Below are 25,738 nucleotides of genomic sequence, written 5' to 3'. Positions count from 1 at the left end.
GAAAATCGTTCAATCCTGCCAACCTTTAAAAATATAGACCAAAAAGCCTGATTTCAAAATTGAAAGTAAATCAGGCTCTTTGTCGTGTCTTCCTTTTTTTCTGCAGCGTCCATTATAACGGGCTTACTCTACGTCAAATAATGTTGGTAGGACTCAGGATAGACTTCTATACAAAAAACTAATTAAAAAACATCCAAAGAAATTAGTAGAACTTCTTTGAATGCTTTTTGAGTTCTCATTTTTAGAGTGTTAGTAAACCAAATGTAATTTAATTCTTCTATTCTATTTTACTAACAAATACCTGCTGCACTCTCTCATAACTCTCCAAAGTCCCAATGCCGTATCGCTTCTCTTCAAATACACGTATAAACTTCAGTATGTTGTAGTAAAAATTGGGTGAATCCATTGCTTTTTTTTAGGTTACACTACTTAATATTTTCTTTAAGGCACATTTAACCTAGAATTCAAAAAACATTAATAATTTACTGTTTAGAAATTATTCCTTTGAACAATTTGATTTGTCCTGTAACAAGAATACCTATTATAAAAAGAATAACAAATAATCCGCATTTAATGAACAAATTAATAAAAACAGAATAATGTAAGTAAGGCAACAGTAAAAAACCAATTAGCTGAATAGCACCTATAACAAAGGGTTTAATTAAAACTTTAAAATATTCTGCATATGAGGACTCAAATAATCGATACATCAACAGATAATTATTCATTAAAAAATTGATACCAAACGATATAACAATCATTATTGCTACATATTCAATTCTTCCGAAGTAGACTCCTATAAAAATACTAGTTATATTAGTAATGGCAGACAAAACTCCCGAAAGAAGAAGTAAGTCGGTCCGATTTGCTGATTGATATATAGAGCCTGTGCTGCTTGAAATCATCTGAACCCAAACGGAGACACTCAAAATTTGAAAAGTCATTACACTATTTCCCCATTGATTCCCAAATAAAAATAAAATGACTTCTGAAGCAGAAAAGAATAAAAATACCGATAATGGCACACCAATAATACCTAAAACTAGTGTAATTTTTAAATATACATTTTTAATTCTTTGTTTGTCAGTTTCATATTCAGACATAATAGGCTGTATAACAGGTGTTATAACGTTAGTCAATGTTTGATTTGGATATAGAGATACTTGATAAGCCTTATCATAATAAGCGACCGCTGAGGGGGACATAAAGCGACCAATTAACATTTTATCCAAATTTCTTGAAAAATAGTTAATAAAATTAAAAGCAAACTGGTTTTTAGAAAAAGAATAAATTTTCATCAAGGATTCTTTACCTGTTTTAAATTGTAACTTCACTTTCGATTGCAAAAAGAAAACTAAAAACATAACAAATGCTTTTACAATATTTCCTATAATAAGAGAGTAATATTTAAAACCAGCAAAAGCTAAAACTATTGAAATCAGTCCAGATAGTAAATTAGCTAAAACTGTAATCATGTTGACACTTGAAAACTTTTTTTCTCTCAACAATATAGATTGAGGGACAACAAGCAAGGCATAAAATACAACACAAATTCCTAGTATAATGGATATTGGTATATAAACATCATCTTGATAAAAAATACTTATTGGATAACCTAAGAACATAAATAGAATTCCTAAGAAGATAGCCAAATATATGGAAAAAGCAAAAATATTTTTAATATCATTCTTATCTAAAGTCTTGTTTTGAATAATAGCTGGTCCGATTCCAAAATCCACCAGCATTTGAAAGAAAATTAAAAATACGTTTACTACTGCTACAATCCCATAATCTTCTGGTGTCAAAATTCTGGAAAGAACGGCATTTACTATCAACTGAATAACAACGTTAGAGTATTTACCCAGTGCACTAAAAAATATACCTTTTTTAAAATCATTTGCTAAGCCCATTAATTCTAATCCTACTTTCTATTAATGAATCTTTAGATTACCTCAAAGCTTTGTACTTTAATGACTACTCATCTCTATTATTCCCGGAATCAGTTTGTTTGAATGTATATCACTATCTAAATTTTTCCTACTCATTACATTGTTATCGCACTCAAAATATTCCAATAAACTTCAATAATATTATGAATCACACACAGAACAAGTTTAACTTTTTGTAGAGATAAATTTCTTTTTAAATGAGTTTTTATTAAAATAATTTCTTCTACATACAGAATAAAAATAATATATTTTTGTATTTAACATAATTAATCTTACTTTAAATTTATTTCCTTTAGATATAGCGTTTTTTCTTAAAAACGTCATATCTTTTTTATGAATAATTGTTGCTCCTTTAGTCTTATAAATACCTTCTAAATAAATTTCAACGAGATTACCATTCAGGAGTTTTTTTAAATAAGGATCATCTAATTTAAAAAAAATAGGAGCTAAGTCGTTATAGATACTTATTAAATCTCGTCCATTTTTTTCTTGTGATTTTTTTTGAGTAATTGATCCTTCTCTTATTATATGATGATAGAAAACAATGGATGTATTCATTACTTTTTTTGCGGTTAAAAAAACTCTAGGAGTCCACTGTTCATCTTCATGATATATTCCTTTTTTAAAGGATAAATTATTTTTTAATAGAAAATCCTTCTTGTAAATGTTCCTACACGCAGCTGCATAAAAAGTTCTGGTTTCTAACTGTTTTTCTAAAAAAAATTTTCCTTCACAATTTTTAACTGATTGATTAAATATCTGTTTTATTTCTCTATCCGGTTCTATCCTTAAGCAATTTCCCGTTACTATATCAAATTCTTCATTCATTAACACATCATAGAATCTTTGACATGCATCTAAGCTTATGTAGTCATCAGAATCAACAAACATTACATAATTTCCACTTGCTTTTATTAAGCCATAGTTCCTTGCATCTGAGAGACCACCATTACTTTTATGGTATACTTTAATATTGTTATATTTTTCAGAGTACTCATTACATAATTTTAAAGAGTTATCAGTTGACCCATCATCTATTAGTAGAATTTCTATATTACGAAATGTCTGATTAATTAAACTTTCTATGCATTTCTCTAAATATACTTCAACGTTGTATACTGGGACAATTATGGAAAATACAATGTCATTCAATGTTAAAAATCTACCTTTCTATTTCATAAATTAACTTTCATAGTTATCAAGAACATTTTTCCTGATAAAGACATAAAGTTTACTATAGATTCGATTATATTTTTATTTAAAGTCTTTTTCAGGAGAAAAACGTATGTTTTCTATGACCATACTAACTCTAATATTTTTCTAGGTTTTTTAATTAAAAGATAAATTAAATCTTTTATTGAACTAAAGTATTTTTTGCTCTTAATTTTGTACTTAAAAAATCTTAAGTGAAAATTATACATTAATTCATCATTCTCACTTTTTGTAAATAAATGTTTTGATTCCTGGTATTTATTATACAAATTCATTTCTCCAATTAATGTTTTCCCACTATTACTAATCCTAATACCATCATGTTCATTATAGACGGATAAGACTTGAGGTACACAAGTAACACTGTATCCTTGAGAAATTAACTTGTATGTTAGAATTGAATCCTGTTTGGCCGGAGTGTCATCAAATCCTTTTACATTCATTATTGCTTCTTTTTTTATAATCCATTGAGATGTAGCGGCTAAACAATCGTCTCTGAACAACTCGAATAAAGGTTGACCATTATAATACTTTTCCCACAATTCACCTTTATTTGAGATAACATATGAATACGCCATCTCAGAATTTGTTTTTAAAAGTTGCTTTAGCATTATTTCAACTTTATTAGGCAAAAAATAATCATCATCATCTAAAAAAGAGATGTAATCGCCATCGCTTTTCAGCACACCGTAATTTCTAGCATTAGATCCGCCCAAATTAGTAGATGGATAAAAGAACTTAATATTAGAGTGATTTTTTAATTTTTTTTCTAATTGTCGATTTTTTTTTCTATACTCATTTTCGTATCCATTGTCATCAATTATTATTATTTCTAAATGTTCATATGTTTGTGTTATTACACTGTTAATAGCTTTTTCTAACAACTCATTCCTTTTATATGTGGGAATCACAACACTAACTTTTTCCATCGAATTCTCCCCCCCCCCTCTTTACCATGTTTATTCTTTAAACCTAAACTTTCTCCAAAGCAAACTCAATGGGGACATAAAAAAATCAATTATATCATAATCCTTAATTGGGTCATTTTGTATTTGTTTAATAGCATTAATATTCAATTTAGCTTTAAATAACTCCTTAATTTTTAATATTCCTTGGTAGTTTTCGGATATATAATCATATCGAATCGATAATACGTATAAGGTGCTCTTGGTATTTTTTTTCCAAATTTCAAATAAATTATTTGTCCATCCATCTTGAAGGTATTCAAATACATATATATAGTCTGGTACAGGATAAAATTTTCCAAATTTTGCTAAATAATTATATAAAGGTTCTTCTGACATATGTTTTTCTCCAGAAAAAATAGGAAAACGAAATTCTTTTAAATTTGAGTTCTTTATTAATATGCATGTCTCTATATTTAGATGATATTTAAATTTTATATCTGCTATATTTATGGAGTCTACCTCATCAGGTATCCATTCTTTGACTTTTAGATTAGAATCCTTTGAGTTAAGTCTTGGAAAAACAATCCCGACATATTTATCTTTTTCTGAGAAAGCATTTTTTTTTTCATACATTGTACTAATTGCCTCTTCTTTCAGCCAATCATCACTATCTACTGTTACATGCCATTCACTATTCATAATTTCGAGTGCTTTGTTATATGCGCTATGTTTCCCACCGTTTTCTTTATATACATATTTGATTTCAAATGGTGGTTTGCTACTAATCCATTGTTCTACAATATCCTTTGTTTGATCTATAGAACCATCATCAACAATTAACCATATAAAATTGTAGTTAGATTGTTTTAGTAAAGAAACATACAATCTACTTAATTGTTTTTGCCTGTTATATGTTGGCGTGAATATTGTGATAATATAAAACCCTACTCTCTCTCAATTTCTTCTAATTCATTAAAAAAATTCTTTGCAAAAATAATAATAGTGAAATTCATTAATGCATTGCCCATAAAACTTTCAAAAAAACAGGTAATGGATATTATCAAAAATAACATTACTAATCCGTTATTATTTAATTTTATAAGCTTCTTTGCTGTCCAATAATAACTTAATAAAAATAAAGTCGTTACGACAATTCCATAAACCGATATTAACATTGAATAACTGTTGTCAAATAAGATATCTGTGTTACCAAAGTTCCTTCCAAATATAGTAGGCATATATTTCAATTGTTCCCTTGCGTAATACAGCCTACCTGTAAAAAGATCATCAAGTTTTTTTACAAAAGTAGTGTCTGCAAAAAAAACCGAAAGGATTATAGTAGACCCAAATAACAAAAACTGAATATATACTGTTACTTTTTTTATAATATCGGTGAATACACTGCTTTTTTTCATGAGATAAGTTATTACCAATAGTATTGAAATAGACATCAAACCGGTTCTAGAAAATGAAAAAAGGTAAAAAATTATATTAATAATTGACAGTACTATCATATAAAACAAATTGTACTTTTCATAATAAAGATAAATAAAAAGTATAATGATCAAATTTAAAGAGGAATGTAATAAATTCGGATGATCAAAACCAAGTCCATATCTTTCAATAAAAGCCCCATTACGCCAAAACAGTACTACTTCATTTGGAATTAAGCCTGCATACGCACTTGTCACTACAGCAATGAACCCAGTAATTCTCGTTATTAGCATTATTATAAAAACTTTCTTTATTGAAATACCCTTCATTCCAGAAAATACAAAAAAAGTAAGTAGCAGGGTTTCTTCTTTTGTTATATAGAAGTTTACTAAAGATAACGTAAAAAAAAGTAACAATACCAGGATTTCTCTTTTTGTCCATCGATCGTTAAATATTTTTAAAGCCCAAAAAAAGAGAGAGAATATGAATACAAAAATATATGTATAGTCATCCCCACTTAATCCAATTGCTTTACAAAAAGTTAATAATAAAATAAACACTAAATAAAAGAGCTTATAATAATTTGTATACGGTCTTATTTCACTTAGTAACATTCATTATTTCTCCAGCCTAATTAATTTTAAAAACATTTTTCATACGAGTATATGTTCCTTTTCCAAATGTATTATCTACAAATCTTCGCAACTTTATTTTAATCGGTAACATCATACGTTCAGCACGACGAATAATTAGATTATTACTTTTCCAAGTAGCCTCATAATGATGGATAGAATGAGTGTTCTCTGTGATAAACAGTTCTTGTTTTTGCATATCAAAAGGACAAAAGTATTCAGTAGGAAATATAGTAACAAAATCTAAACTTTGAATTCCTTCATTATAGGAATAGCCCATTTTTTCTAAAGCAGTCATAGTATAATCTACACATGTCGTTGTATCATTTTTTCCATTAATAATAAAATTTCTTTTTTCATAAATGGCCATGTTCTCTTTTAAAAAAACATTTCCTTTTACTGCGCCAAAACCCAGACCTGTAGCTACTCTATCAGGAAGCTCACACCCAACATAACATTTATACTTAAGAAATTCATCTAATGGTTTAATTAACTCTACATCTGTATCTAAGTATATACCCCCGTGATTATATACAATATCTAATCGGGCGTAATCTGATACAAAAGCATACTTTTGAACTCTATATGCTTCTTTTGTATAGGTGATTTTGTTAACATCATATTTCTTTTCATTCCATTCGATTATCTCATAATCTGGGCAATATTTTTTCCATGATTCTATGCATTTAACCACACTTTCGGGTAATGGATTTCCTCCGAACCAACAGTAATGTATTATTTTTGGAATCAAAAATTTCCCTCCTACAAAAATAATTAAAATAATGATTTTACTATTTTTATAAATTTTTCATTGAACGCCTGATTTTGTGATAAAAATTTGTTCGTCTTTTCAATATTGTTCAATGAGGATTCTAATTTCTTTATGTTTTCAATGTATTCTATATTGTATCCATGTTGATTAATCTTCTTAACAAAATCTAACTGATGATTATTCACATGTTCTCCCATTTCTAACTTTCTAGGAACTACGATTAATGGGGTATCCTTGGCTAGAACACTTAAAAAACTAGCTGGCCCACCGTGAGTTATCACAATTCTAGATTTACTTATATAATTTTCCATTTCAGCAAAATCAATAAAATTTGACCATTCGCAATGCTTTGGCTTGTAATCAGAATAGCCTGTCTGAATATATACATCTTCTTTAATACTGCCTTTTTCTTTTAAACAATCTACTTCCTTGATTAACCGATTAAACTGTTGTTCATGAGTCCCTACTGTAACAAATATCATTTAAAAGATTCCTCCTAAATTTATAGCTTTAGGATACACTTTCTTTAATTCTTCCCATTGAACAATAAACTTATCAGTTACAGGATATACTAACTTTCCTGTCAATGTGGGAGAATCTATTCGATCAAAAACTTCTATATAAATTGTTTTTGCACCAAATAACTTGCCAAGATAAAAAAAAGGTACGGCCACAGCAGCTCCAGAAGAGATAATAACATCTGGCTTTTCTTTTCTTAAAATTTTGAAAGCTAGAAAAGTATTCTTAATTAAATTTTTAATATTTCTATTTGTTGGAAAATAACAAGGATAAATCTTTTCATTCTTTAAAATACTCTGAGCGTCTGCCTTATCAAAAGTTACCCAAATTCTTTCTTTATTTTCCCATAAAGGTTTTAATAAATACAGGTGTGTTAAATGTCCCCCACTGGAACCAACTAAACAAACTTTCATAAATTTCTCCTCGCTAATACGCACCATTTGGCTTAATCATAATCCATGCTGTCTTAAAAATGATTTTAATATCATTTAATATACTTAAATTCCTTATATATCCAATGTCCATTTTTACCATTTCATCAAAACCAACATCATTTCGCCCGTTAATTTGCCAGGTTCCAGTACAACCTGGTTTGATTAAAAGACGTTGCTTATCATATGTACTATATTCCTCTACTTCTCTTTTCAAAGGTGGTCTTGGTCCTACTAAACTCATATCACCCTTTAAAACGTTCAAAAGCTGGGGTAGCTCGTCAATACTTGTTTTCCGAATGAATTTCCCTATTTTTGTCACCCGTGGATCATCCTTTATTTTAAACATTGCGCCTTCAACTTCATTATGCTTTAACAATTCCTCTAGTTTAACTTCAGCATCCACACACATTGAACGAAACTTATACATTTTAAATTCTTTTTCATTTTTTCCAATTCGTGTTTGAGAAAAGAATACAGGTCCATATTTTTCTTCTTTTTTTATTGCCATTGCAATGATGAAAAACAACGGAGATAATGCTAATAATCCAATAATACTACCTAATATATCCATTAAGCGTTTTAAAAATTTGTAAACATACCTGCGATTTATATCTTCTACCTTTAAGAAACTATAGTTAACAGCTATTGTATCACTTTCAGCAAAAAAATCTAGATCGTCAAAGTCTCCTTGTTTTTCCAAATCTACTCCTCCTTACATCGAATAAATCTCTTTTTTAGTAGATTACTTACTTTCTATAAAAACATTTGCACTTTATTCTTCAAAAAGAAAAGATTTATACTGAGAACAAAAAATATTCCCAATAGAAATCTTTCTTATTTATTTTCCCCATAATAAGCATAATAATGATCATTTTTATTTTCAACACGATTAAAAACTGCTCCAAGAACATTCGCTTGAACTTTATCCAACAATTCTTTTGCTTTCAAAACCATTTCTTTATCCGCTCCACCTTTGTTGATCACAAAAATCGTACCGTCCGTTTTACTGGACATAATTTGAGCGTCTGTAACTGCAATAACTGGAGGAAGATCAAAAATAATCAAATCAAATGATTCTTCTAATTCTAATTTCAATTGTTCCATACGTTTGGAAGACAATAATTCAGCTGGATTGGGAGGAATAACTCCACTTGTCAATACATAAAGTTTTTCTTCTTTTAAAATATGAACAATATCAGATATTTGTGCTGTTCTGTCTGTTAATAAAGTAGTCAAACCATCATGATTTGGCAGCTTGAAAGTCTTATGGACAGTTGGCTTACGCATGTCTGTATCTATCAACAAGACTTTTTTACCTTCACTAGCGAAAGTAACCGCTAGATTCGCTGAAATCGTTGATTTACCAGCGCCTGGACCTGCTGACGTGATAGCTAACGTTTTTAAGTCAGAATCGATCATTGAAAAATGTATATTCGTACGAATCGTCCGAAATTGTTCTGCCACTACTGAAGAGGGTCTAGTAACCGTAATTAAACTTGGTCGTTCATTTGTTGAGGCCTTGCTTCTATTTTTTTTAAATAGCATTTTGTATTTTCCTCCTAAACTCTGGCTTTAGAACGTCTATTGACTGGATTTGACTGAGCTGTTGTTACTTTAGCCGCTAATTCATCATGAGTCATTTCTGATACGTTTCCTAGCGTACTCCAACCTAAAGTATCCGTGATAAAACGCTCATCTTTGACAGTTTTATCCATAAACTCTAATAAGAATGCCGAGCCTACTCCTAGCATAGCTCCTAGTAATAATCCAATGATCATATTTAATAGATTATTCGGTGAAACTGGAGTTGTGTTTGGAACCGATTCTGAAATAATCGTTACGTTCTCAACGTTCATGATGTTTCCGACTTCATCTTTAAAAATAGATGCAGTAGAATTTGCAATATCTGAAGCAACATATGGATTTTCACCTGTTACACTTAATGAAAATACTTGAGAATTATCTTGTGTCACCACTTCGATTTGTTCAGATAATTGTGAAACAGTAGAATCTAATTCCAATGATTTGATAACATCTTCTAAAATCACTGGTCCTTTGATGATGTCACGATATGTATTGATCATTTGTACGTTTGTATTGATGTCATTCAATTGGATGCCTTCTGTGTTACCTGTTGTTTGATTGACCAATAACTGCGTTGTAGCGCTGTACTTTGGCGTGGCAATAAAAAATGTAAATGCTGATGCCAGAATAAGTCCAATTAACGAAAGACTAATAATCATGCTCAGCCTTTTCTTCAGCACTTCAAACAGTTCAACTAAACTAATTTCTTCTTCCATGATTTCCTCCTGAACGGCGATTCGCCAAAATGTAATGAAACGTTATCATTTTGGATAGACCAATTTCGATAACATTCTTTACTACTATAACACATTCTCCCATTGATACTATGGACAAAATGTTAAAAAACTTGTATTTGTATAGACAACTAATACCAAACAATTGCTTCTATCACAATTAAAATGTACGTTATTTAAAAAAGTAGTTTTAGTATACCTAACTTTCCCATAAAAATCTACTTAGAATAAACAATATCGTATAAAAAAAACCTCACGCTGCACACTCGTTAGTGTAAGCATGAGGTTTAAACTAAATTTATTATTCAACTAATATTTTTATAGAATTACCATATACAATAGAGCAGCAATAACTGCACCCAAGATTGGACCTACTACTGGAATCCAAGAATAATCCCATTCAGAGTTCCCTTTGTTTGCAATTGGCAATACTTGGTGAGCAATACGCGGACCTAAGTCACGTGCAGGGTTGATTGCGTATCCAGTTGATCCGCCTAAAGATAGACCGATTGAAAGAATCAATACTCCTACTACCAATGGATTTAATCCATCTGTGAAAGTGTTTTGTCCAAACATCATAAGAGCAAATACTAATACGAAAGTACCGATAGTTTCTGTCATAACGTTGCTGACGTTGTTGCGGATAGCTGGTCCTGTTGCAAAAGTACCTAAGATAAATCCTTGGTCTTCTGTTTCTTTGAAGTGCGGCAAGTAAGTCAACCAAACTAATACAGCTCCTACAATACCTCCAGCAACTTGAGCCAAGATAAACGGAAGCACTAAGCTCCATTCAACATTCCCAATCATCGCCATACCAACTGTTACAGCTGGGTTCAAGTGAGCTGGTCCCATAAATCCTGAAACATAAACAGCAATTGTTACTGCTGCTCCCCATCCAAGAGCAATTGCAACCCAACCAGCTGCTTCTGCTTTACTTTTTTTCAAGTTAACGGCAGCACATACGCCGTCTCCCAATAACACCAAAATCATCGTTCCTAAGAACTCACTAAAAATCGTTAGTGTATCTCCACTCATTCGTTTACTCCCCTTTTAATTCTTTTAGATCAGATTCCGCAATCGCAGTTTCTAATTGTTTAGTATAGTTTGCTTTTACTTCATCTGTCCAATCATAGTAACGAGCCATTTCTACGATTACTGGTTCGATGATGCCGTCCAGTGTGTCACGCATGAATAACATATGGTTCGTACGGCGAATTAAAAAGTCATTTGGCGTCAACGCCATTTCTTCGTCCATCGCATAACGTAAGCTCAATGAGTCAGCTAGCGTTAATCCTGCAATTTGTTCTACTTCATCTAGTAAAGCGAACACTTTAGGAGCATTTGAACCGTAAAGATTTGCCAAGTATAAAGCTTCAGATTGGCTCAATCCTTTTTCAACACCCATTTGGGCTAGTTTTTCAGTTTCTTCTTCTACTTCTTGCGCGTTGATGTCTCCACCTGATACAGGGTACTTAGAAGAGTCGATCAACTCGTAAGTCTTGTTAAAGTCATTTTTCAAGATTTCAACAACTGTTCTCATTGCTCCAAGAGCCATTTTACGGTAATCCGTAATCTTACCACCGGCTATAGTGATTAATCCATCTTCATCGATGTCTAATGCACTTCCACGAGAAATCGCTGAAGGGTTAGCTTCTGATTCAGAGTTGCTAGTTTGAATATCTTTTAATGCCTCTTCTACAGTAATACGATCTACTTCACCTTGTTGGTATTTTTCGATTGTAGAGATTACATTGTCAAAGCTTTCATCTGTAATTGGTTGGCTGTTTCCGCCATTGTAGTCAGATCCGCCATTTGTAGAAATCAATGGACGTAATCCTGCCCAGCTAGATTCGATATCGTTGATCGTAATTCCAGCTGATGGGTAACGGTTGTTTACAACTTCCAACAAGTAGTCTACATCTTCTTGCTCTACTTTTGGATGTGAGAAATCGCCTTTGTAATCTGTATCCGTTGTTCCAAAGTACGTTTTTTCTTCGCGAGGAATCACGAATACCATACGGCCATCGTTTTTGCCTGTGTCGAAGTAAGTTGGTTGTGGAACTTGTAATTTTTCACGGTCTACTACCAAGTGTACCCCTTTTGTTGGGCGCATTTGAGGAGCAGCGTCTGATTTAGCATCCATTTGACGAATCGTGTCAGACCAAGGACCTGTTGTGTTTAATACAATACGAGCTTTGATATCATATGTTTCGCCTGTTAATAAGTCTTCAACAGTTGCTCCACATACTTTATCATTTTCGTCGTGTAAGATACCGACAACTTTTGTACGGCTGACCATGTGTCCGCCATCTTCAGCAGCACGCTTGATGTTTTCGATAACTAAACGAGCATCGTTGTTCCGGTAATCTAGATAAACTCCAGCACCTTGCAAGCCTTCGCTTTTCAATTGCGGTTCACGTTCTAGCACTTCGTCTTTTGATAATGTGTAGTTTTCGTATTTTGTCCCTGTAACATTAGCTAATCGGTCATACAAGTCCATAGCTACTTTTAATGAGAACATTGAGAAAGTAGAACCTGGTTCGTCATAAACTGGTAAAATCATTGGATCTGCTTTAGGGATGTGAGGCGCGATACCTTGAACAACAGCACGTTCTTGAACTGTGTCAGCAACAACTTCTACGTCAAAGTTCTTCAAGTAGCGCAAGCCACCGTGAACTAATTTTGTTGAACGAGAAGAGGTTCCTTCTGCAAAGTCCTGCATTTCCACAAGACCAGTCTTCAAACCTGAAGCAGCGGCTTGTAATGCTGTACCGGCTCCTGTGATTCCACCACCGATAATTAAGACGTCTAGCGTTTCTTCTTTTAATGCTTTGATGTCTTGTTTTCTTTTTTCAATTGAAAAAACCATGACTCTTTTCCTCCTTTAAGGATGTAGTACTTTATTTTTGTATCTGTTCTTAAATAAGCTGCCTGTTGATAGGTTTTTGTAGCCGGTAGGCTACGGGCTTTGATTTGGTTTCTGTTTTTAAAACGAGTTGCGCGTAGCAGCCTACTCTAAAACGAGCTGTACATAGCAGCCTACACGTCTAGAAGCTAATTCCAACTGTCAGGTAAAAAGCACCTGCCTGTTGGAATTTTCTTTTAGCCGGTAGGCTAAACGCTATGTTCCGCTCTCTAGTCAAAACGAGTTGCGCTGAGCAGGCTTCCTATGATTTCGTTTTGAAAGGTTATTGGCAAAAAGCGCCAATGACCTTTCAAAATCGAACTCTACGGAATCCTAAACGCTCAGCTCCACTCTCTATGGTTTGAATACTTGTGTTGCTTTTACGGCTAGTTTCCAGTTTTGGTATAATTTTTCGCGTTCTTCGTCGGACATTTGTGGTTCGAATGTGCCGCCTTCTTCGTACATGTCTTTGATTTCTTCGATGCTTTCCCAGAATCCAACTGCTAGTCCAGCCATGTAAGCTACTCCTAGTGCTGTTGTTTCTAAGTTGTGAGCGCGTTGTACTTTTGTTCCAATGATGTCTGCTTGGAATTGCAACAACCAGTCGTTGTTAGCTGCTCCGCCGTCTACTTTTAATAGAGGGATTTCGATTTCTGCGTCTGTCTTCATTGTATCAATAACGTCGCGTGCTTGGTAAGCAATTGCTTGTAAAGTTGCTTTAACAAAGTCTTCTTTGCTTGTTCCGCGAGTCAAGCCGAATACTGCTCCGCGTGCGTCAGAATCCCAGTACGGTGCGCCTAGTCCTGTAAAGGCTGGTACTACGAATACTTCATTTTCGTTCGTTGATGCTTTAGCCATTTCTTCTGAGTCAGAAGAACTTTCCAACATTTTCAATCCATCACGCAACCATTGGACAGCTGAACCTGCAACGAAGATACTTCCTTCTAGTGCATAGTAAACTTTTCCGTTGAATCCGTAACCGATAGTTGTTAATAAGTTGTTGTCTGACAATTGTGGTGTTTCACCAGTGTTCATGACGATAAATGAACCTGTACCGTAAGTATTTTTCACCATTCCTGGTTCGAAGGCCATTTGACCGAATAAAGCAGCTTGTTGGTCTCCAGCCATTCCTGCGATCGGAGTAGAAGCTCCATAGAAGTGGTAGTTCGTTGTGCGACCATAAATTTCTGAGTTAGATTTCACTTCTGGCATCATAGCGCGTGGGATATTCAACAAATCTAAGATCTCTTGATCCCATTCTAGATTGTGGATATTGTACAACATCGTACGACTAGCATTTGAGTAATCCGTTACAAATGATTCTCCACCAGTTAATTTCCAAACCAACCAAGTGTCGACAGTACCGAATAATAATTCGCCGTTTTCAGCACGTTCTTGAGCGCCTTCAACGTGGTCTAAGATCCAACGAATTTTAGTTGCAGAGAAGTAAGAATCAATGATCAAACCAGTTTTTGCGTGGATCATTTCAGAATGTCCTTCTTCTGCCAATTTGGCTGCGATCGGTGCAGATTGGCGTGATTGCCATACTACTGCGTTATAGATCGGACGACCTGTTTTTTTATCCCAAACAATTGTTGTTTCACGTTGGTTCGTAATTCCGATAGCAGCGATTTCAGCTGGTTTGATACCGGATTCAATAAATGCCCCTGCGATAACAGACTGCACGGAGTTCCAGATTTCGTTAGGGTTGTGTTCTACCCAACCGCTTTCAGGAAAAATCTGAGTAAACTCTTTTTGTGAACTTCCAACGTTATTAGCGTTTTTGTCAAAAATAATAGCTCTTGAACTCGTTGTTCCTTGGTCAATGGACATGATGTATTTTTTTTCAGTCATTTTGATAGTTCCTCCTTGTGTATGCAAACGTTTCCTTCTTGATGTATTTATTATAATACGTTTTCACACGAAAAAAATGTCATGTTTTTGGACGATTGTTTAAAAAAATGGCATTTTTGGATACCCTTACAAGTTTGATGTGATTTGGTATAGGTAATTAGAGATTGTTTTTGGTTGGTTATGGTGGTTTTGTGGGTTTCTAGGTTTGGAATTGGTATTCTGTTTCTTCTGGATGGTTGTGGTTGGGGTTTATAGACTATATCGGGTGAATTTTTTTTACGATATGGTAGTTGAGAGTTGAATTTGGGCCATGAGTAGTTGGATGGGTGATGGATATGGTAGTTGATACCTATATCGACTACCATATTAGTCGAGCGTGATTTGCGGTATGGTACGTGAGTTCCCTTTTTACTGTGGTTTTTTAGTGTGATAGCGGTTTTAGTACGCAAAGCAAACTTGCTGCTAAAAAAGATTTTATTTGCGGGAAAAAGAGGAGTGATTATTGCGTACTTTATTGGTAAAGGTGTGTGATGGTATGCTATATAAAAAAAGGGAAAAATCTTATAAATTACAAGTGATGGAGTTGTTGCAGTATCGGATCGAGTTATCTTCTGAAGGCCGCAGAGAATTATCGAGTCAAGAGAGTGGTTACACTGGTGAGTGTGGCTTAGACACGTTTACTGGAGAGTTGACTTGTGAATGTCTTGTTTTGAATGATTTGCCATTAGTCATCAGCGGGACAGATTTTCAAATTGACGCCTTGATCATTACGCTCCATGAGATTGGTTTGTATGAAGTGAAAAATTACGCTGGAGAGTATTTGCACAATGATGGATTTTTCGAAGGAGTTCATTCTGATTTTTCATTTCATAGCCCCATTGAGAGAGTTAACCGGCATACGTCGTTATTGCGCAGTTTGTTAAAAAAGCACCATTTTACAATGCCGATCAAGCAATATGTCGTGTTCATCCATCCTGAATTTATGCTGTATGATGCCTCTCTCTACAAAAAGGTATTGTTGCGTGCCACTTTGCCGGGTCACTTCAGGAAGTTAAATAAGTGTTCTGGAGAGCTTTCTAACATGCACATACAGCTTACAAAGAAATTATGTGATATCTCCGAACAGACAGATCCTTATACAAAAGGGATTCCACAATATACTTTTGAAGGGTGTAAAAAGGGTGTTGTTTGTGAGAAGTGCGGGTGTTTCGTTCGGGAAATCCAGTTTAAGAGTAAGGTGTGTCGTTGTTTGGAATGTGGTTATCAGGAGCTGGTTACTAAAGCACTCTCACGACATATTCGGGAGTATCATTTGTTGTTTCCGTTGAGACGGATGAATATATCTGGTATTTATGAGTGGTGTGGCGGAGTTTTTTCGGAGCGGAAGATTCGGGCAGCACTGCAGAAAGAGTATCAAGCAGTAAGTGCTGGGAAGTATCGGCATTATGAGTGAGGTTGGGGTGGGACCGTATCGTGTGGAAATTTGATAAGATATGGTAGTTGAGAACTTAGTTTGGACCGTAGGTTGGTAAGTAATTTGAAGATATGGTAGTTAAGACCCTAGTTTGGATCATATGTTGTTAACTAATTCGAAGATATGGTAGTTGGGGCTCTAATTTGGAATAGAAATACAATTTCCGTTCAGCAAAAAAACAAAAGTCGCTTGAGTTGTGTGCGTGTATGGCAGGCAACTTAAGCGACTTATTTATTCTTCAACTCAATTGTTAGACGATACTTAATCTCTATTCGTTGGAAATCCCTGCTTAAATTTCTTATAGAGGCACTTTTTGAATCTATACGTTCTTTTTGATTGAATTTTATCAAATAGAATGCAATAATATACTAAATCAGACATAAAGGGGACAACCAAAATGGTTTTAAAAGGAATTGATTTGTTACCTCCAGTAGTAAGTACCAAACAAGCTTTATCCTTGTATAAAAAAGTAGCACAAATAAAAACATCCATTGGAAAACTAAATTCCGAACTTGACCATTCAATTGTAAATGATCAATTAATCCAAATTCTTTCTTTAAGAGAATCGGTTCAGTCTACAAGAATAGAAGGAACGCAAGTTACTTTTGCTGATATGATAGATGAAGCAACTAAAAAAAATAAAAGTAGTGAAGTTACTGAAGTTGAAAATTACCAAAAAGCTTTAGCAAGAGGGATAGAACGCATCCATAATGGATATCCTATTTCTACTAGATTAATACTAGAGTTACACAAAATTTTAATGGAGAATGAAACGCGTGGAACCACGTCCTCCTCTGGAGAATTTAGAAAAATCCAAAACTTTATTGGTCCAACAGGCCGAATAGAAGATGCAGTATATATACCTGTTGATGCCAACTTAATTGGGAATTATATGACAAACTGGGAGTACTATGTAAACTCGACCACTCATTCTTCATTTAATAAAGAGATTGATGAGAATACCCAACATTTGTTAGATGAGAATACAGATCCATTAATTAAAACTGCTATATTACATGCTCAATTCGAGTCTATCCATCCTTTTTTAGACGGAAATGGAAGATTGGGAAGAATCTTAATTGTTTTAAGTACGATGCAAGATGGATTAATTGAAAAACCCGTTTTTTTTGTCAGTGAAGAATTGGAAAAAGAAAGAATTAGATATTACAACAAATTGAATGGCGTAAGAGGAGAGGATCCAGAGTGGTTTGAATGGATTGATTTCTTTTTGGATGCTTGTCAAAGAATGTCAGATAATATGCTAAATAAGTTAGAAAATATCAACGATTTAGCGACACATGGATTAAAGTCTATAAATAGAGAAGGTCACATTAATAACATTTGGTTTAGCACTTTTAATCAGCCGTTTGTAACTGTTCAAGAAGTAGCAACTAAATTAAACATCAGCGTAGCTACAGCTAGAAAAGGTTTAAACACTCTTGCAGATTTAAAATTACTCGATTTTGATAAATCAAAGACCAAAAATAGAGTCTACGTGAACTACGATTTAATTAATTTATTATAGATATAAATAGGAGCCAGTTTAGCCTGAGCTCCTTTTTATATTTTCTGTGGGTAAAAACCCATAATCATAGTTAGTTTTACTTGGTGTGTTGAGATTGGCGTTATATATACACCTCGTGCAAGCCTGAATTTCTATGGTGTGCCTGTATAATTAGGTTCAAAAATGAGAAATAAAGGTTACATATTGATCTCTTCTTTATTACCTACTGAATTTTAGAAGTAGTATCAATAAACTCACAGACCTTTTTATATAATTCGTCATATGAAACTACTTTAAACCAACCAGGTTGATCAAATCGTTCTTCATTAAATTCAGCTCTTTCCTCTAGTTCAACAGTTCCTATAATACCTATTGTAGGAGGATATTTCTTTACATCCAAGTTATATAAGTCATTAACATATTTTCTTTGTATGCTATCGTTAAAATAATCTCTATAAACCTTAAGTTGTTTTTTTAATGATGTTATTTCTGCTGTTAAAGATGCTCTGACAGTTCCAGAGCCTCGTATCACCTTTTTCCAGGGTAACTTGTAGTCTACAATAAACCAGGTTTCTATTATTGAATCAAAACCTATTAGATCAGGCTTTAAATCTTGCCCATAATCACCATGGATATCTTTCATTATAACTTGAGACTGGAAATTTATTAGGCCTAATCCATACTTAAGAATTTCGGGATGATTAGCAATAAAATTGTCTATATCGGTTTCTTTATAATTTTTTGTGAAAAAATATTCAGACATACTTATTTTCAATTGATTTAGATAGCTTATATATCTTACTGAGCTATCTTTATTTAAATTGTATTTTTCTCCAGTGTTCTCAAAGAAATCAGAGTAACTTAAAACTATTTGGTTTGCAAAGGTATGTTGCTTTTTTATTAAATTTAAAAAAATTTGTTTAGAGAATATCATTACATACTCTAATTTAGCATCTGTGTTCCTTGGATAAGGCATATTAAATATAAAGTCTTCTGCAATTATTTCGACTTCTCCATATAAATCAATTGGCCTCATTCCTCTTACATTAATTGATTTAATTTTAATATTACTTGAATTCTCTATTCTGATTCCAGTACTTTTACTTCTGTTCCATATTCTAAATGGGTCGAATACGTCAAATACATTCCCTGTAGTTATACTGTAGTTAAATTCGTTTTTATTACTTTTCATAAATACTAGCATCAAATGCTCTCTATCAATTGAATAAAATGAATTAACTGAGACACTATCTCCTGTAAATGCTTCTGGTAAAAAATGATTTCTTTTTATATACGAATTTTTTTCAATTAATTCAGCGGATTTTTTTAATTGTTCAACAAAGTTTTTAGAAAATTTTTCTACTAATTCTTTAGTAATTTTGTCTTTCATCAAAACACCACATCCTTTTACATAATCATACTATATAACTAAGAATGCATGTAACTTATCTTTCATTAAATTCTCTTCTTATAAAAACAGCAAAAAGATGTCTCCCTATAGTAGGAAGTGCATCTTTTATTGATTCAGTGTCTGCAAGATCTCTTGAATATTCTTCTGGTCAAACGGCGACAAAATCTCGGAAAGTACATAGACTTTGGATTTGCCGTAGTGGTCTTTTTGTCCTTTTGGTACGTTGGTCAGGATCAGGTCGTAGTCTTTTTTTGGATCATATTTTTCAATGTGTGTGCCGTTGATGTGTTGCATGTTCATCACGAGCAGCTGGTTCAGGGCTTTGGTGTAGATGCTTTCCATTTTCAGGTCGATCCCGATTTGCAGGATGGTCGCTGTTTGGAAAGTGACGATGGCTAGGAGACTGACGTATTTTAACAACTCCATTTTTAATAGCGTGTCGCCGTCTGTTTCTTCGATGTTTAATTTGCCTATGCTGATGTCGCGTAATTGTTTGGCGAAGGACAACAGGTCTTTGCCGGTGAACTTTTTCTCTTTGGCTAGGATGGCGTCGTAGTCGTAGATTTCGATGTCTCCTTTGAAAAAGTACATTCGGGTATGGATTTGCGAGAGGAAATAGTACATCTCCCGCTCCAACATGTAAGGCAATTTGCGCAAATTGTATTGAATGATGATCGTCTCCACGATATAGGTATCCAGAGCAGCTGTCGGAGTCCTTCTGCCGCGAAGAAGCGTGTATTCGTGGAAGTCATTTTCAGAAAGGATCGGGAAGGCCAGCAGAAAAATGAAGTGCATCATGCCTTCTTCTTCATCGACTTCAATGGAATAGCGGCTGAAGAAGCGCAGTACCATCGTACGGACTTTGTGGTACATCGGATCTTCGTGGTAGGGTTCCATTTGCTGGTGTAAAGATTTGTAGACTTTAGACCGGCTGTTGACGCGGTTTTTGCTGATATGGAACCAGACACCAATACGTTGTTTGCTTTCGGGATCCAATGTGGCTTGCAGGAAATTTTCCATCGCTTGGGTCATGCGTTCGACTTGGTCGTCATTTTTTCTAGAGGCCAGAGCACTTTTATCAGCGATATACCAGTAAAATTGGTAATAGAAATAACGGATCTGCAGCTCTTCTCCTTGCAAGCGGCCGTTGCGGATCTTGATTTGAAATTCTTTCAGGTAGCTGTTCAACTCTTTGATTTTGCGAAACAAAGAAGACTCACTGACAGTCAATTTCTGAGCTAATTGAGTGATCGTGAATTCTTGGTGTTCGTATAAATAGCTGATGATGCTTACTTTGATCGATTGCCTGAGATAGTGCTGGTAAATTTGCTCCAAGGAAAATTCATGACCCATAAACAAAGAGATCATATGTCCGTCGTAATCAATGCGTACATTTGACGAAATCCACTGAAAGCGGAATGTGATGGCTTCTAGGTCCTTATCCAGTGATGCTTTGGAGATGTCTAGATGGTCAATCATCTCTGTATACCCCACTTGCCCTCCGCTTAAGACGAGTTTTTGAAAAATAGTGATTTCTCTGATTTCGTGCTTTTCTAAGAAATTTTCAATCTTCATATGCATCACACCTTACACCAGGCCAAGTAACTAAGTTCGTTGTTTCAATAAGATTAGTATAAACCGGATGGAAAAAGAAATCTTTCTGCATCAAATCTTCTAACGTTTGGTTGGTTTGAATAGCTAGAGCGAGTGTGTTGATCTTGTCTAATATATTGGCTTTGGACAGCAGCTGTGCTCCTAATAAAACGCGGCTTTCTTTGTCGTAAATAAATTTGACGGTAGCCGTTTCAGCTGTCGGCAAGCTATTCAGCTTAACCTTTTGACAAACTGCGCTGACCGGATGGGTATAAAACAAACTTTCCTCTTCGGTCATCCCGGTGCTGGCGATGTAATAGCCAAAAGCCGACGTTCCGATCGTGCGCAACGAACCTTTGAACGGCAATACCGGCTCAACAAGGTTGGCCGCAGCAACCATTCCTGTCCGGATAGCATTGTTGATCAGCGGGATATAGAACGTATCTTTGTCGGCTCCAAACTGCAATTGGATACAATCCCCGACGGCAAAGACATCTTTTTTAGACGTCCGCAGGTATTGGTCTACTTTGATTGTATGATCGGTGTGCAATTTGATTTGGTCGCCTAAGAACCTTAAGTCTGGTCGAACATTTACCGCTAATATAGCCGTGTCGCTGACGATGGATTCATTCAGCAAATGTGCCACCACATGCTCGTTTGTTTCTTCAACGCTTGATACGGTCTGATTGAGGTGCAGAGTGACGCCAGATTTTTTCACCGCTGCTTGCAGTGGCTCGATCATTTCTTTGTCAAAATATTTGAACAAGACATAATCCATGTTTTCGATCAAGGTGACTTGTTTCCCATTTTTTTGCAGCAGATCCGCTGCTTCCACACCAATTTGCCCGCCGCCGATGACGGTAACTTGCTGGCTGCCTTGTAGCTTTTCGAGGGCGTCTTCTGCTTCATGGAATCGTTTGTATTTCAAGACTCGTGTAGTGTCACAGCCCGAAATCTTTTGCGATAGCTGACTGGAACCGGTGGCGATGATCAATTTGTCGTACCCTATGGTTTCTTCTCCCTCGGGATCACGGTACGAAATTTGCTTTTGATCGATATCGACTTTCTCGACTTCTGAAGATAAATGCAGTTGAATGCGCTGTTTCTGCAGTTGTTCGGCCGTAATAAAATAAGCCTCTTCTAAAGAAGCGATTTTCTTGTCCAAATACAAGTGCAATCCATTTGGGATGTACCCCAGTTTCGATTGCTTTTCCAACAGAAAAATCTCCGCTTGCTTAAATTTCTTCCGCACCTCTAACGCTGCAGCGACCCCAGCAAAAGAGGCACCAATAATGGCTACTCTCATATCGATACTCCTCTAGTTTGATTTCTTAACTTTAGTATAGCACTTTACAAGAGTTGGGGGCAAAACAGAACTTGGAGTTGAAGTGAGGCGTGTTTAGCGTTTCTTTTCAAATGCTCTGGGTGATTGTGGGCGGTTTGTGCTTGATTACTTGACTTGTGGGCATCAAAATAGTGGCGATAAGTCAGGTAACTCTGTTTATTCTGACTTGTGGAGCTAAAAATTAAGTGCACAAGTCAGGTTTTATCCTTTTATCTGACTTGTGAGCATCAACATGCTTGTCACAAGTCAGATAAAAGGCTGTTTACCTCCCTCTGTGTTTCCCATTAGCTTCATACCTGCACAATCTCAATGCTTTTTATATTAAGAAATTTTTCGCAGTGCGAAAAATCTCCTTTTTAAAGAGAGCTGAGTGCTTGCGCAGCGATTTATCCTATGTTCCCTGACCTGTGGGCATTAAAATACTGGCGGCAAGTCAGATAAATCCGTTTATCCTGACTCGTGGAGATAAAATTTAAGTGCACAAGTCAGGTTTTATCCTTTTATCTGACTTGTGAGCATCAAAATACTCGCCTCAAGTCAGATACAGGCTGTTTACCTCTCGCTATGTTTCCCATCAGTTTCATACCTGCACAATCTCAATAACTTTTTATTACGAAATTTTTCGCAGTGCGAAAAATCTCCTTTTTAAAAGGATCTGAGTGCTTACACAATGATTTATTTCCTGTTTACTGACTTATGGGGATCAAAATACTAACGACAAGTCAGATAACTCGCTTTTTCCTGACTTGTGGAGCTAGAAATTAAGGTCGTAAGTCAGGTTTTATCCTTTTATCTGACTTGTGAGCATCAGAATACTCGCCTTAAGTCAGATATAGACTGCATACCTGCGCTAGTCTAAGAGCTTTTTAATGGGAGTGTGAGCTCTGCCTTTCACAACGCATTTTTTAAAAAAGGAGCCGCGACTTTTGTCGCAGCTCCAGCATGACTCAATTTGTTCAAAAACAGCTCCATAGAGGAACAAAACTTTGGCTAATAGATATTTTTTTTTGTGACTTTCGGGTAAAATAAGCTTAAATCGGTTCGAGTGATACATTTAGCGGAATGGTGCGGATAAGGCGTTCAACACTATTGGTCGTTACAATAAAATCAATTTCCTTAGTATTCCAACTCAGCAAGTCATAGATGGAATATCCATTCTTGCGCAACACCCCATCTAAAGGACAGTCGACTTCACCGTCTGCATTGATGAGTACATCGGTATTGTCTATTTTTAAATGCACGATCTTATCTTTTGCTTTTACTACATACGAGTACTTTTTAGCGGAGTCGTGCTCGGTTTTTCCTAAAAGATTTTCCGTTGTAATACGCGTCACCTGCTTTCTTATACGTAACTTACGAGTCAGCTGCTCTTCTGACTAAGTATCATTGTAACTAGTATAACGAGTTCTAATCGTTTCTGTTGGAAAAGTTATCATAATAACAGTACTATTTAAGGAGTTTTGTCACATGTCACTCACATCTTTTTCTATTGGTGCAACACTGAAAAAAATCAGGGAGAACAAAGGCTACACGCAAAAAGAAATTTCAGACGATACCATGGCTCGTTCCACTTATACTAAATTTGAACGGAATGACATCACTCAGACGCTTTCAAAGTATATGGCTATTTTGGATCACATGGATATGTCGCATGAAGAATTTATTTACATTTTAAATGAATACGAATTAGGGCAAAAAGAAACCATTCTTTATTTGTTTAGAAAAATCGAAAAAAATCCTAACAGCGCATTGATCGATGAGATTATTGAAAAAGGCGAAGAGTTGGTCCAAGAACGTTACGACCAATTAATACTGGATATTCTGAATGCCTGCCGGGGCTACAAGATCATCCTCGAAGAACAAGATTTAACGAAAGCAAAAGTCTACGCTCAAAAGGTCTGGGACCGGTTGGAAACGTTAGATAACTGGTATTTGGCAGAAATGCGGATCCTCAATAGTATTTTGTACTTATTTGATAGTGAAACAGCTGCATCTCTGACTAATCGAGCTCTTGCCAATTTAGACTGTTATCCCCACCTTGAAGAAGCAGCCTCATTAAAAATCAGCTTTTTGCTGCATGTGACCAATTTGCTGATGGTGGACAAAAATTACGAACAAGCGCTGTTTTACGTTAAGCAAATGGAAGGTACTGCTCAAAGTACGGAACATCCCATCATGTGGGCAACCGCGTTGATCCGCAAAGAAGTCTGTATGACAAAACTTGGCGATACAACGGAATTAAGACTCATTGAAAAAGCTAAGCGTGTGTTTGACAGTTTAGACAAACCGACATTAACAGAGTGGGCTGAAAACGACCCCGAGAACTTCTACAATTTGTATGCAAAAAAACAAACGAAACTACTAAAGTAAAAGGAGCTGTCTCAAAAATCGAGTATGTTTACTCGATTTTGAAGCAGCTTCTTTTTTATTGAATGAGCAATCCAGCCGCTTACCTAGTAAGAGCCATCTGGTGCTTTTTTTACCCTCGGATGGACGCTATTTGCCTAGTAAACCCATCCAGACGTTATCTTTAACTGCTTTTTTCTCTATAAAATCTAAAAAAAGCCTGTCTCATTTTATGTTGAGACAGGCCTTTGAATGTGACGATTCCTGCGATAACTGAGGACCAGGATATATTTTATCTTGTTTCTTTTTTATCCTCCACAACGAGATGTCTCGATCCTTTGCGATTCTTATCTTGCTTTATCTCTGTTCAGTTATTGAATTTAGAGACATTCACAAAGAACATACTTATAGGATTGCATTTAAAAAAAGCGAGGCTGGAATAAATCCCGCCTCGCTAGAGTTTTTATAAGTTAGTTTTTGTTTTAAATTCGGAGACTAGTTGCGACGTCCGCCGCGTCCGCCGCGCTTACCTTCAGTGTTGCGTTTTAAAGAAGTTAAACGATCGTCACTATCTTTCAAGAATGAATTCATCAGTGTATCAAAGTCTTCTTTTCTATCTTTTTGAGCGTATGAAGGACGACTAGATTTTTGGTAGCTGGAAGATGAACCTCTTGAGCTGCCTCTATCGTTGCTGCGTTGGTAACTGCTGCTTGGTCTGGCACTTGAACTTGGTCTAGCACTTGATGGTCTAGCACTTGAACTTGGTGCACTGGCAGCCGCTTCTCCTTCTGGTTGATCTACTGCTTTACGAATGGACAAACCAATTTTACCATCGTTTCCGATTGTTAAAACTTTAACTGTAACTTCATCACCAACAGTTAATACATCGTGGATATCTTTGACAAAACTATCGGAGATTTCACTAATGTGAACCAATCCAGTTTTACCATTTCCTAAATCAATAAACGCACCAAAATTTGTTATTCCCGTTACTTTACCTGGGACCTTATTACCGACTTCGATTGACATATATACTTCATTTCCTCCTTGGATACTAGTAATGACATTATATCATTGTCTTTCCTACATATAAAGCTTTTTATTAACAGGAACTTTGATTTCGATGTC

22 protein-coding genes are annotated in these 25,738 nt (G+C 35.0%); 3 read left to right on the top strand and 19 right to left on the bottom strand.

Translation table 11 applies throughout. From position 1 onward, the window contains the following. Window positions 1-482: 482 nt before the first annotated feature. From ACEN36_RS09615 to glpK, 14 genes are all read right to left on the bottom strand, one after another. Window positions 483-1,910 (bottom strand): lipopolysaccharide biosynthesis protein, encoded by a 1,428-nt coding sequence (locus ACEN36_RS09615; protein ID WP_407126479.1) that lies wholly within the window; start codon window positions 1,908-1,910, stop codon window positions 483-485. Between the two features lie 204 nt (window positions 1,911-2,114). Then, window positions 2,115-3,101 carry a glycosyltransferase gene (locus tag ACEN36_RS09610; protein ID WP_407126478.1) on the bottom strand — a complete coding sequence of 329 codons (987 nt, stop codon included), beginning with the start codon at window positions 3,099-3,101 and terminating at the stop codon, window positions 2,115-2,117. A 140-nt stretch (window positions 3,102-3,241) separates the two neighbouring features. Next, window positions 3,242-4,090, bottom strand: coding sequence for a glycosyltransferase family 2 protein (locus ACEN36_RS09605; protein WP_407126477.1), 849 nt, complete (start codon window positions 4,088-4,090; stop codon window positions 3,242-3,244). Between the two features lie 30 nt (window positions 4,091-4,120). Continuing rightward, the gene (locus tag ACEN36_RS09600; protein WP_407126482.1) at window positions 4,121-4,996 is read right to left on the bottom strand and encodes a glycosyltransferase family 2 protein; all 876 of its coding nucleotides are present in this window, start codon (window positions 4,994-4,996) and stop codon (window positions 4,121-4,123) included. A 17-nt stretch (window positions 4,997-5,013) separates the two neighbouring features. Continuing rightward, window positions 5,014-6,117 carry an O-antigen polymerase gene (locus tag ACEN36_RS09595; RefSeq protein ID WP_407126475.1) on the bottom strand — a complete coding sequence of 368 codons (1,104 nt, stop codon included), beginning with the start codon at window positions 6,115-6,117 and terminating at the stop codon, window positions 5,014-5,016. A gap of 16 nt (window positions 6,118-6,133) precedes the next feature. Continuing rightward, window positions 6,134-6,886 (bottom strand): glycosyltransferase family 32 protein, encoded by a 753-nt coding sequence (locus ACEN36_RS09590; RefSeq protein WP_407126474.1) that lies wholly within the window; start codon window positions 6,884-6,886, stop codon window positions 6,134-6,136. A 23-nt stretch (window positions 6,887-6,909) separates the two neighbouring features. Then, window positions 6,910-7,389: a glycosyltransferase gene (locus ACEN36_RS09585; RefSeq protein ID WP_407126473.1), complete on the bottom strand. Its 480-nt coding sequence runs from the start codon at window positions 7,387-7,389 to the stop codon at window positions 6,910-6,912. Continuing rightward, complete coding sequence (gene pssD / locus ACEN36_RS09580; protein ID WP_407126472.1) at window positions 7,390-7,839, bottom strand: PssD/Cps14F family polysaccharide biosynthesis glycosyltransferase; 450 nt, start codon at window positions 7,837-7,839, stop codon at window positions 7,390-7,392. It abuts the gene before it with no gap. Between the two features lie 13 nt (window positions 7,840-7,852). Further along, on the bottom strand, window positions 7,853-8,506 hold the full coding sequence (locus ACEN36_RS09575; RefSeq protein ID WP_407126481.1) for a sugar transferase: 654 nt from the start codon (window positions 8,504-8,506) through the stop codon (window positions 7,853-7,855). A 188-nt stretch (window positions 8,507-8,694) separates the two neighbouring features. After that, complete coding sequence (locus tag ACEN36_RS09570) at window positions 8,695-9,405, bottom strand: CpsD/CapB family tyrosine-protein kinase (RefSeq protein ID WP_407126471.1); 711 nt, start codon at window positions 9,403-9,405, stop codon at window positions 8,695-8,697. A gap of 14 nt (window positions 9,406-9,419) precedes the next feature. Continuing rightward, window positions 9,420-10,160 carry a YveK family protein gene (locus ACEN36_RS09565; RefSeq protein ID WP_407126470.1) on the bottom strand — a complete coding sequence of 247 codons (741 nt, stop codon included), beginning with the start codon at window positions 10,158-10,160 and terminating at the stop codon, window positions 9,420-9,422. 336 nt (window positions 10,161-10,496) lie between these two features. After that, a complete protein-coding gene (locus ACEN36_RS09560; RefSeq protein ID WP_407126469.1) occupies window positions 10,497-11,213 on the bottom strand; it encodes an MIP/aquaporin family protein in 717 nt (238 codons plus the stop codon). A 4-nt stretch (window positions 11,214-11,217) separates the two neighbouring features. Next, on the bottom strand, window positions 11,218-13,047 hold the full coding sequence (gene glpO, locus ACEN36_RS09555) for a type 1 glycerol-3-phosphate oxidase (protein WP_407126468.1): 1,830 nt from the start codon (window positions 13,045-13,047) through the stop codon (window positions 11,218-11,220). A gap of 390 nt (window positions 13,048-13,437) precedes the next feature. Continuing rightward, window positions 13,438-14,937 (bottom strand): glycerol kinase GlpK, encoded by a 1,500-nt coding sequence (glpK, locus tag ACEN36_RS09550; protein ID WP_407126467.1) that lies wholly within the window; start codon window positions 14,935-14,937, stop codon window positions 13,438-13,440. A 535-nt stretch (window positions 14,938-15,472) separates the two neighbouring features. On the opposite strand from glpK, the gene ACEN36_RS09545 reads away from it, so the two are divergent. Beyond that, window positions 15,473-16,390, top strand: a complete 918-nt coding sequence (locus ACEN36_RS09545; RefSeq protein ID WP_407126466.1) for a nuclease-related domain-containing protein — start codon at window positions 15,473-15,475, stop codon at window positions 16,388-16,390. A 418-nt stretch (window positions 16,391-16,808) separates the two neighbouring features. Continuing rightward, window positions 16,809-17,936 carry a Fic family protein gene (locus ACEN36_RS09540; protein WP_407126465.1) on the top strand — a complete coding sequence of 376 codons (1,128 nt, stop codon included), beginning with the start codon at window positions 16,809-16,811 and terminating at the stop codon, window positions 17,934-17,936. A 202-nt stretch (window positions 17,937-18,138) separates the two neighbouring features. On the opposite strand, the gene ACEN36_RS09535 is transcribed toward ACEN36_RS09540, so the two are convergent. The 4 genes from ACEN36_RS09535 to ACEN36_RS09520 all read right to left on the bottom strand — a co-directional run bounded on the left by ACEN36_RS09535 (window position 18,139) and on the right by ACEN36_RS09520 (window position 23,598). Next, entirely contained in the window at window positions 18,139-19,305 is a 1,167-nt protein-coding gene (locus ACEN36_RS09535; RefSeq protein WP_407126464.1) for a hypothetical protein, read from the bottom strand. Window positions 19,306-19,431: 126 nt separating this feature from the next. Further along, window positions 19,432-20,901, bottom strand: a complete 1,470-nt coding sequence (locus tag ACEN36_RS09530) for a helix-turn-helix domain-containing protein (protein ID WP_407126463.1) — start codon at window positions 20,899-20,901, stop codon at window positions 19,432-19,434. Further along, entirely contained in the window at window positions 20,891-22,225 is a 1,335-nt protein-coding gene (locus ACEN36_RS09525; RefSeq protein WP_407126462.1) for an FAD-dependent oxidoreductase, read from the bottom strand. Before ACEN36_RS09525 ends, ACEN36_RS09530 begins: the two co-directional genes overlap by 11 nt. 1,070 nt (window positions 22,226-23,295) lie before the next feature. After that, window positions 23,296-23,598, bottom strand: a complete 303-nt coding sequence (locus ACEN36_RS09520; RefSeq protein WP_407096240.1) for a hypothetical protein — start codon at window positions 23,596-23,598, stop codon at window positions 23,296-23,298. Window positions 23,599-23,731: 133 nt separating this feature from the next. Here ACEN36_RS09520 and ACEN36_RS09515 point away from each other — a divergent pair, with 133 nt between their 5' ends. Further along, complete coding sequence (locus ACEN36_RS09515; RefSeq protein WP_407126461.1) at window positions 23,732-24,634, top strand: helix-turn-helix domain-containing protein; 903 nt, start codon at window positions 23,732-23,734, stop codon at window positions 24,632-24,634. 471 nt (window positions 24,635-25,105) lie between these two features. Here ACEN36_RS09515 and ACEN36_RS09510 read toward each other — a convergent pair whose 3' ends face one another. After that, the gene (locus tag ACEN36_RS09510) at window positions 25,106-25,639 is read right to left on the bottom strand and encodes a S1 domain-containing RNA-binding protein (RefSeq protein ID WP_407096238.1); all 534 of its coding nucleotides are present in this window, start codon (window positions 25,637-25,639) and stop codon (window positions 25,106-25,108) included. Between the last annotated feature and the right edge of the window lie 99 nt (window positions 25,640-25,738).

This window comes from Desemzia sp. FAM 23989 (assembly GCF_045528345.1).
Lineage (GTDB): Bacteria > Bacillota > Bacilli > Lactobacillales > Carnobacteriaceae > Desemzia.
This window is presented reverse-complemented; position numbering and strand designations above follow the sequence as displayed.

Bases quoted from the DNA above. Each gene is read 5' to 3' on its own strand.
- ACEN36_RS09595 (WP_407126475.1), bottom strand. From the start codon at position 6,117: ATGTTACTAAGTGAAATAAGACCGTATACAAATTATTATAAGCTCTTT.
- ACEN36_RS09525 (WP_407126462.1), bottom strand. From the start codon at position 22,225: ATGAGAGTAGCCATTATTGGTGCCTCTTTTGCTGGGGTCGCTGCAGCG.
- ACEN36_RS09570 (WP_407126471.1), bottom strand. From the start codon at position 9,405: ATGCTATTTAAAAAAAATAGAAGCAAGGCCTCAACAAATGAACGACCA.
- ACEN36_RS09565 (WP_407126470.1), bottom strand. From the start codon at position 10,160: ATGGAAGAAGAAATTAGTTTAGTTGAACTGTTTGAAGTGCTGAAGAAA.
- ACEN36_RS09605 (WP_407126477.1), bottom strand. From the start codon at position 4,090: ATGGAAAAAGTTAGTGTTGTGATTCCCACATATAAAAGGAATGAGTTG.
- ACEN36_RS09515 (WP_407126461.1), top strand. From the start codon at position 23,732: ATGTCACTCACATCTTTTTCTATTGGTGCAACACTGAAAAAAATCAGG.
- ACEN36_RS09560 (WP_407126469.1), bottom strand. From the start codon at position 11,213: ATGAGTGGAGATACACTAACGATTTTTAGTGAGTTCTTAGGAACGATG.
- glpK (WP_407126467.1), bottom strand. From the start codon at position 14,937: ATGACTGAAAAAAAATACATCATGTCCATTGACCAAGGAACAACGAGT.
- ACEN36_RS09545 (WP_407126466.1), top strand. From the start codon at position 15,473: ATGCTATATAAAAAAAGGGAAAAATCTTATAAATTACAAGTGATGGAG.
- glpO (WP_407126468.1), bottom strand. From the start codon at position 13,047: ATGGTTTTTTCAATTGAAAAAAGAAAACAAGACATCAAAGCATTAAAA.
- ACEN36_RS09535 (WP_407126464.1), bottom strand. From the start codon at position 19,305: ATGAAAGACAAAATTACTAAAGAATTAGTAGAAAAATTTTCTAAAAAC.
- ACEN36_RS09530 (WP_407126463.1), bottom strand. From the start codon at position 20,901: ATGAAGATTGAAAATTTCTTAGAAAAGCACGAAATCAGAGAAATCACT.
- ACEN36_RS09615 (WP_407126479.1), bottom strand. From the start codon at position 1,910: ATGGGCTTAGCAAATGATTTTAAAAAAGGTATATTTTTTAGTGCACTG.
- ACEN36_RS09585 (WP_407126473.1), bottom strand. From the start codon at position 7,389: ATGATATTTGTTACAGTAGGGACTCATGAACAACAGTTTAATCGGTTA.
- ACEN36_RS09540 (WP_407126465.1), top strand. From the start codon at position 16,809: ATGGTTTTAAAAGGAATTGATTTGTTACCTCCAGTAGTAAGTACCAAA.
- pssD (WP_407126472.1), bottom strand. From the start codon at position 7,839: ATGAAAGTTTGTTTAGTTGGTTCCAGTGGGGGACATTTAACACACCTG.
- ACEN36_RS09510 (WP_407096238.1), bottom strand. From the start codon at position 25,639: ATGTCAATCGAAGTCGGTAATAAGGTCCCAGGTAAAGTAACGGGAATA.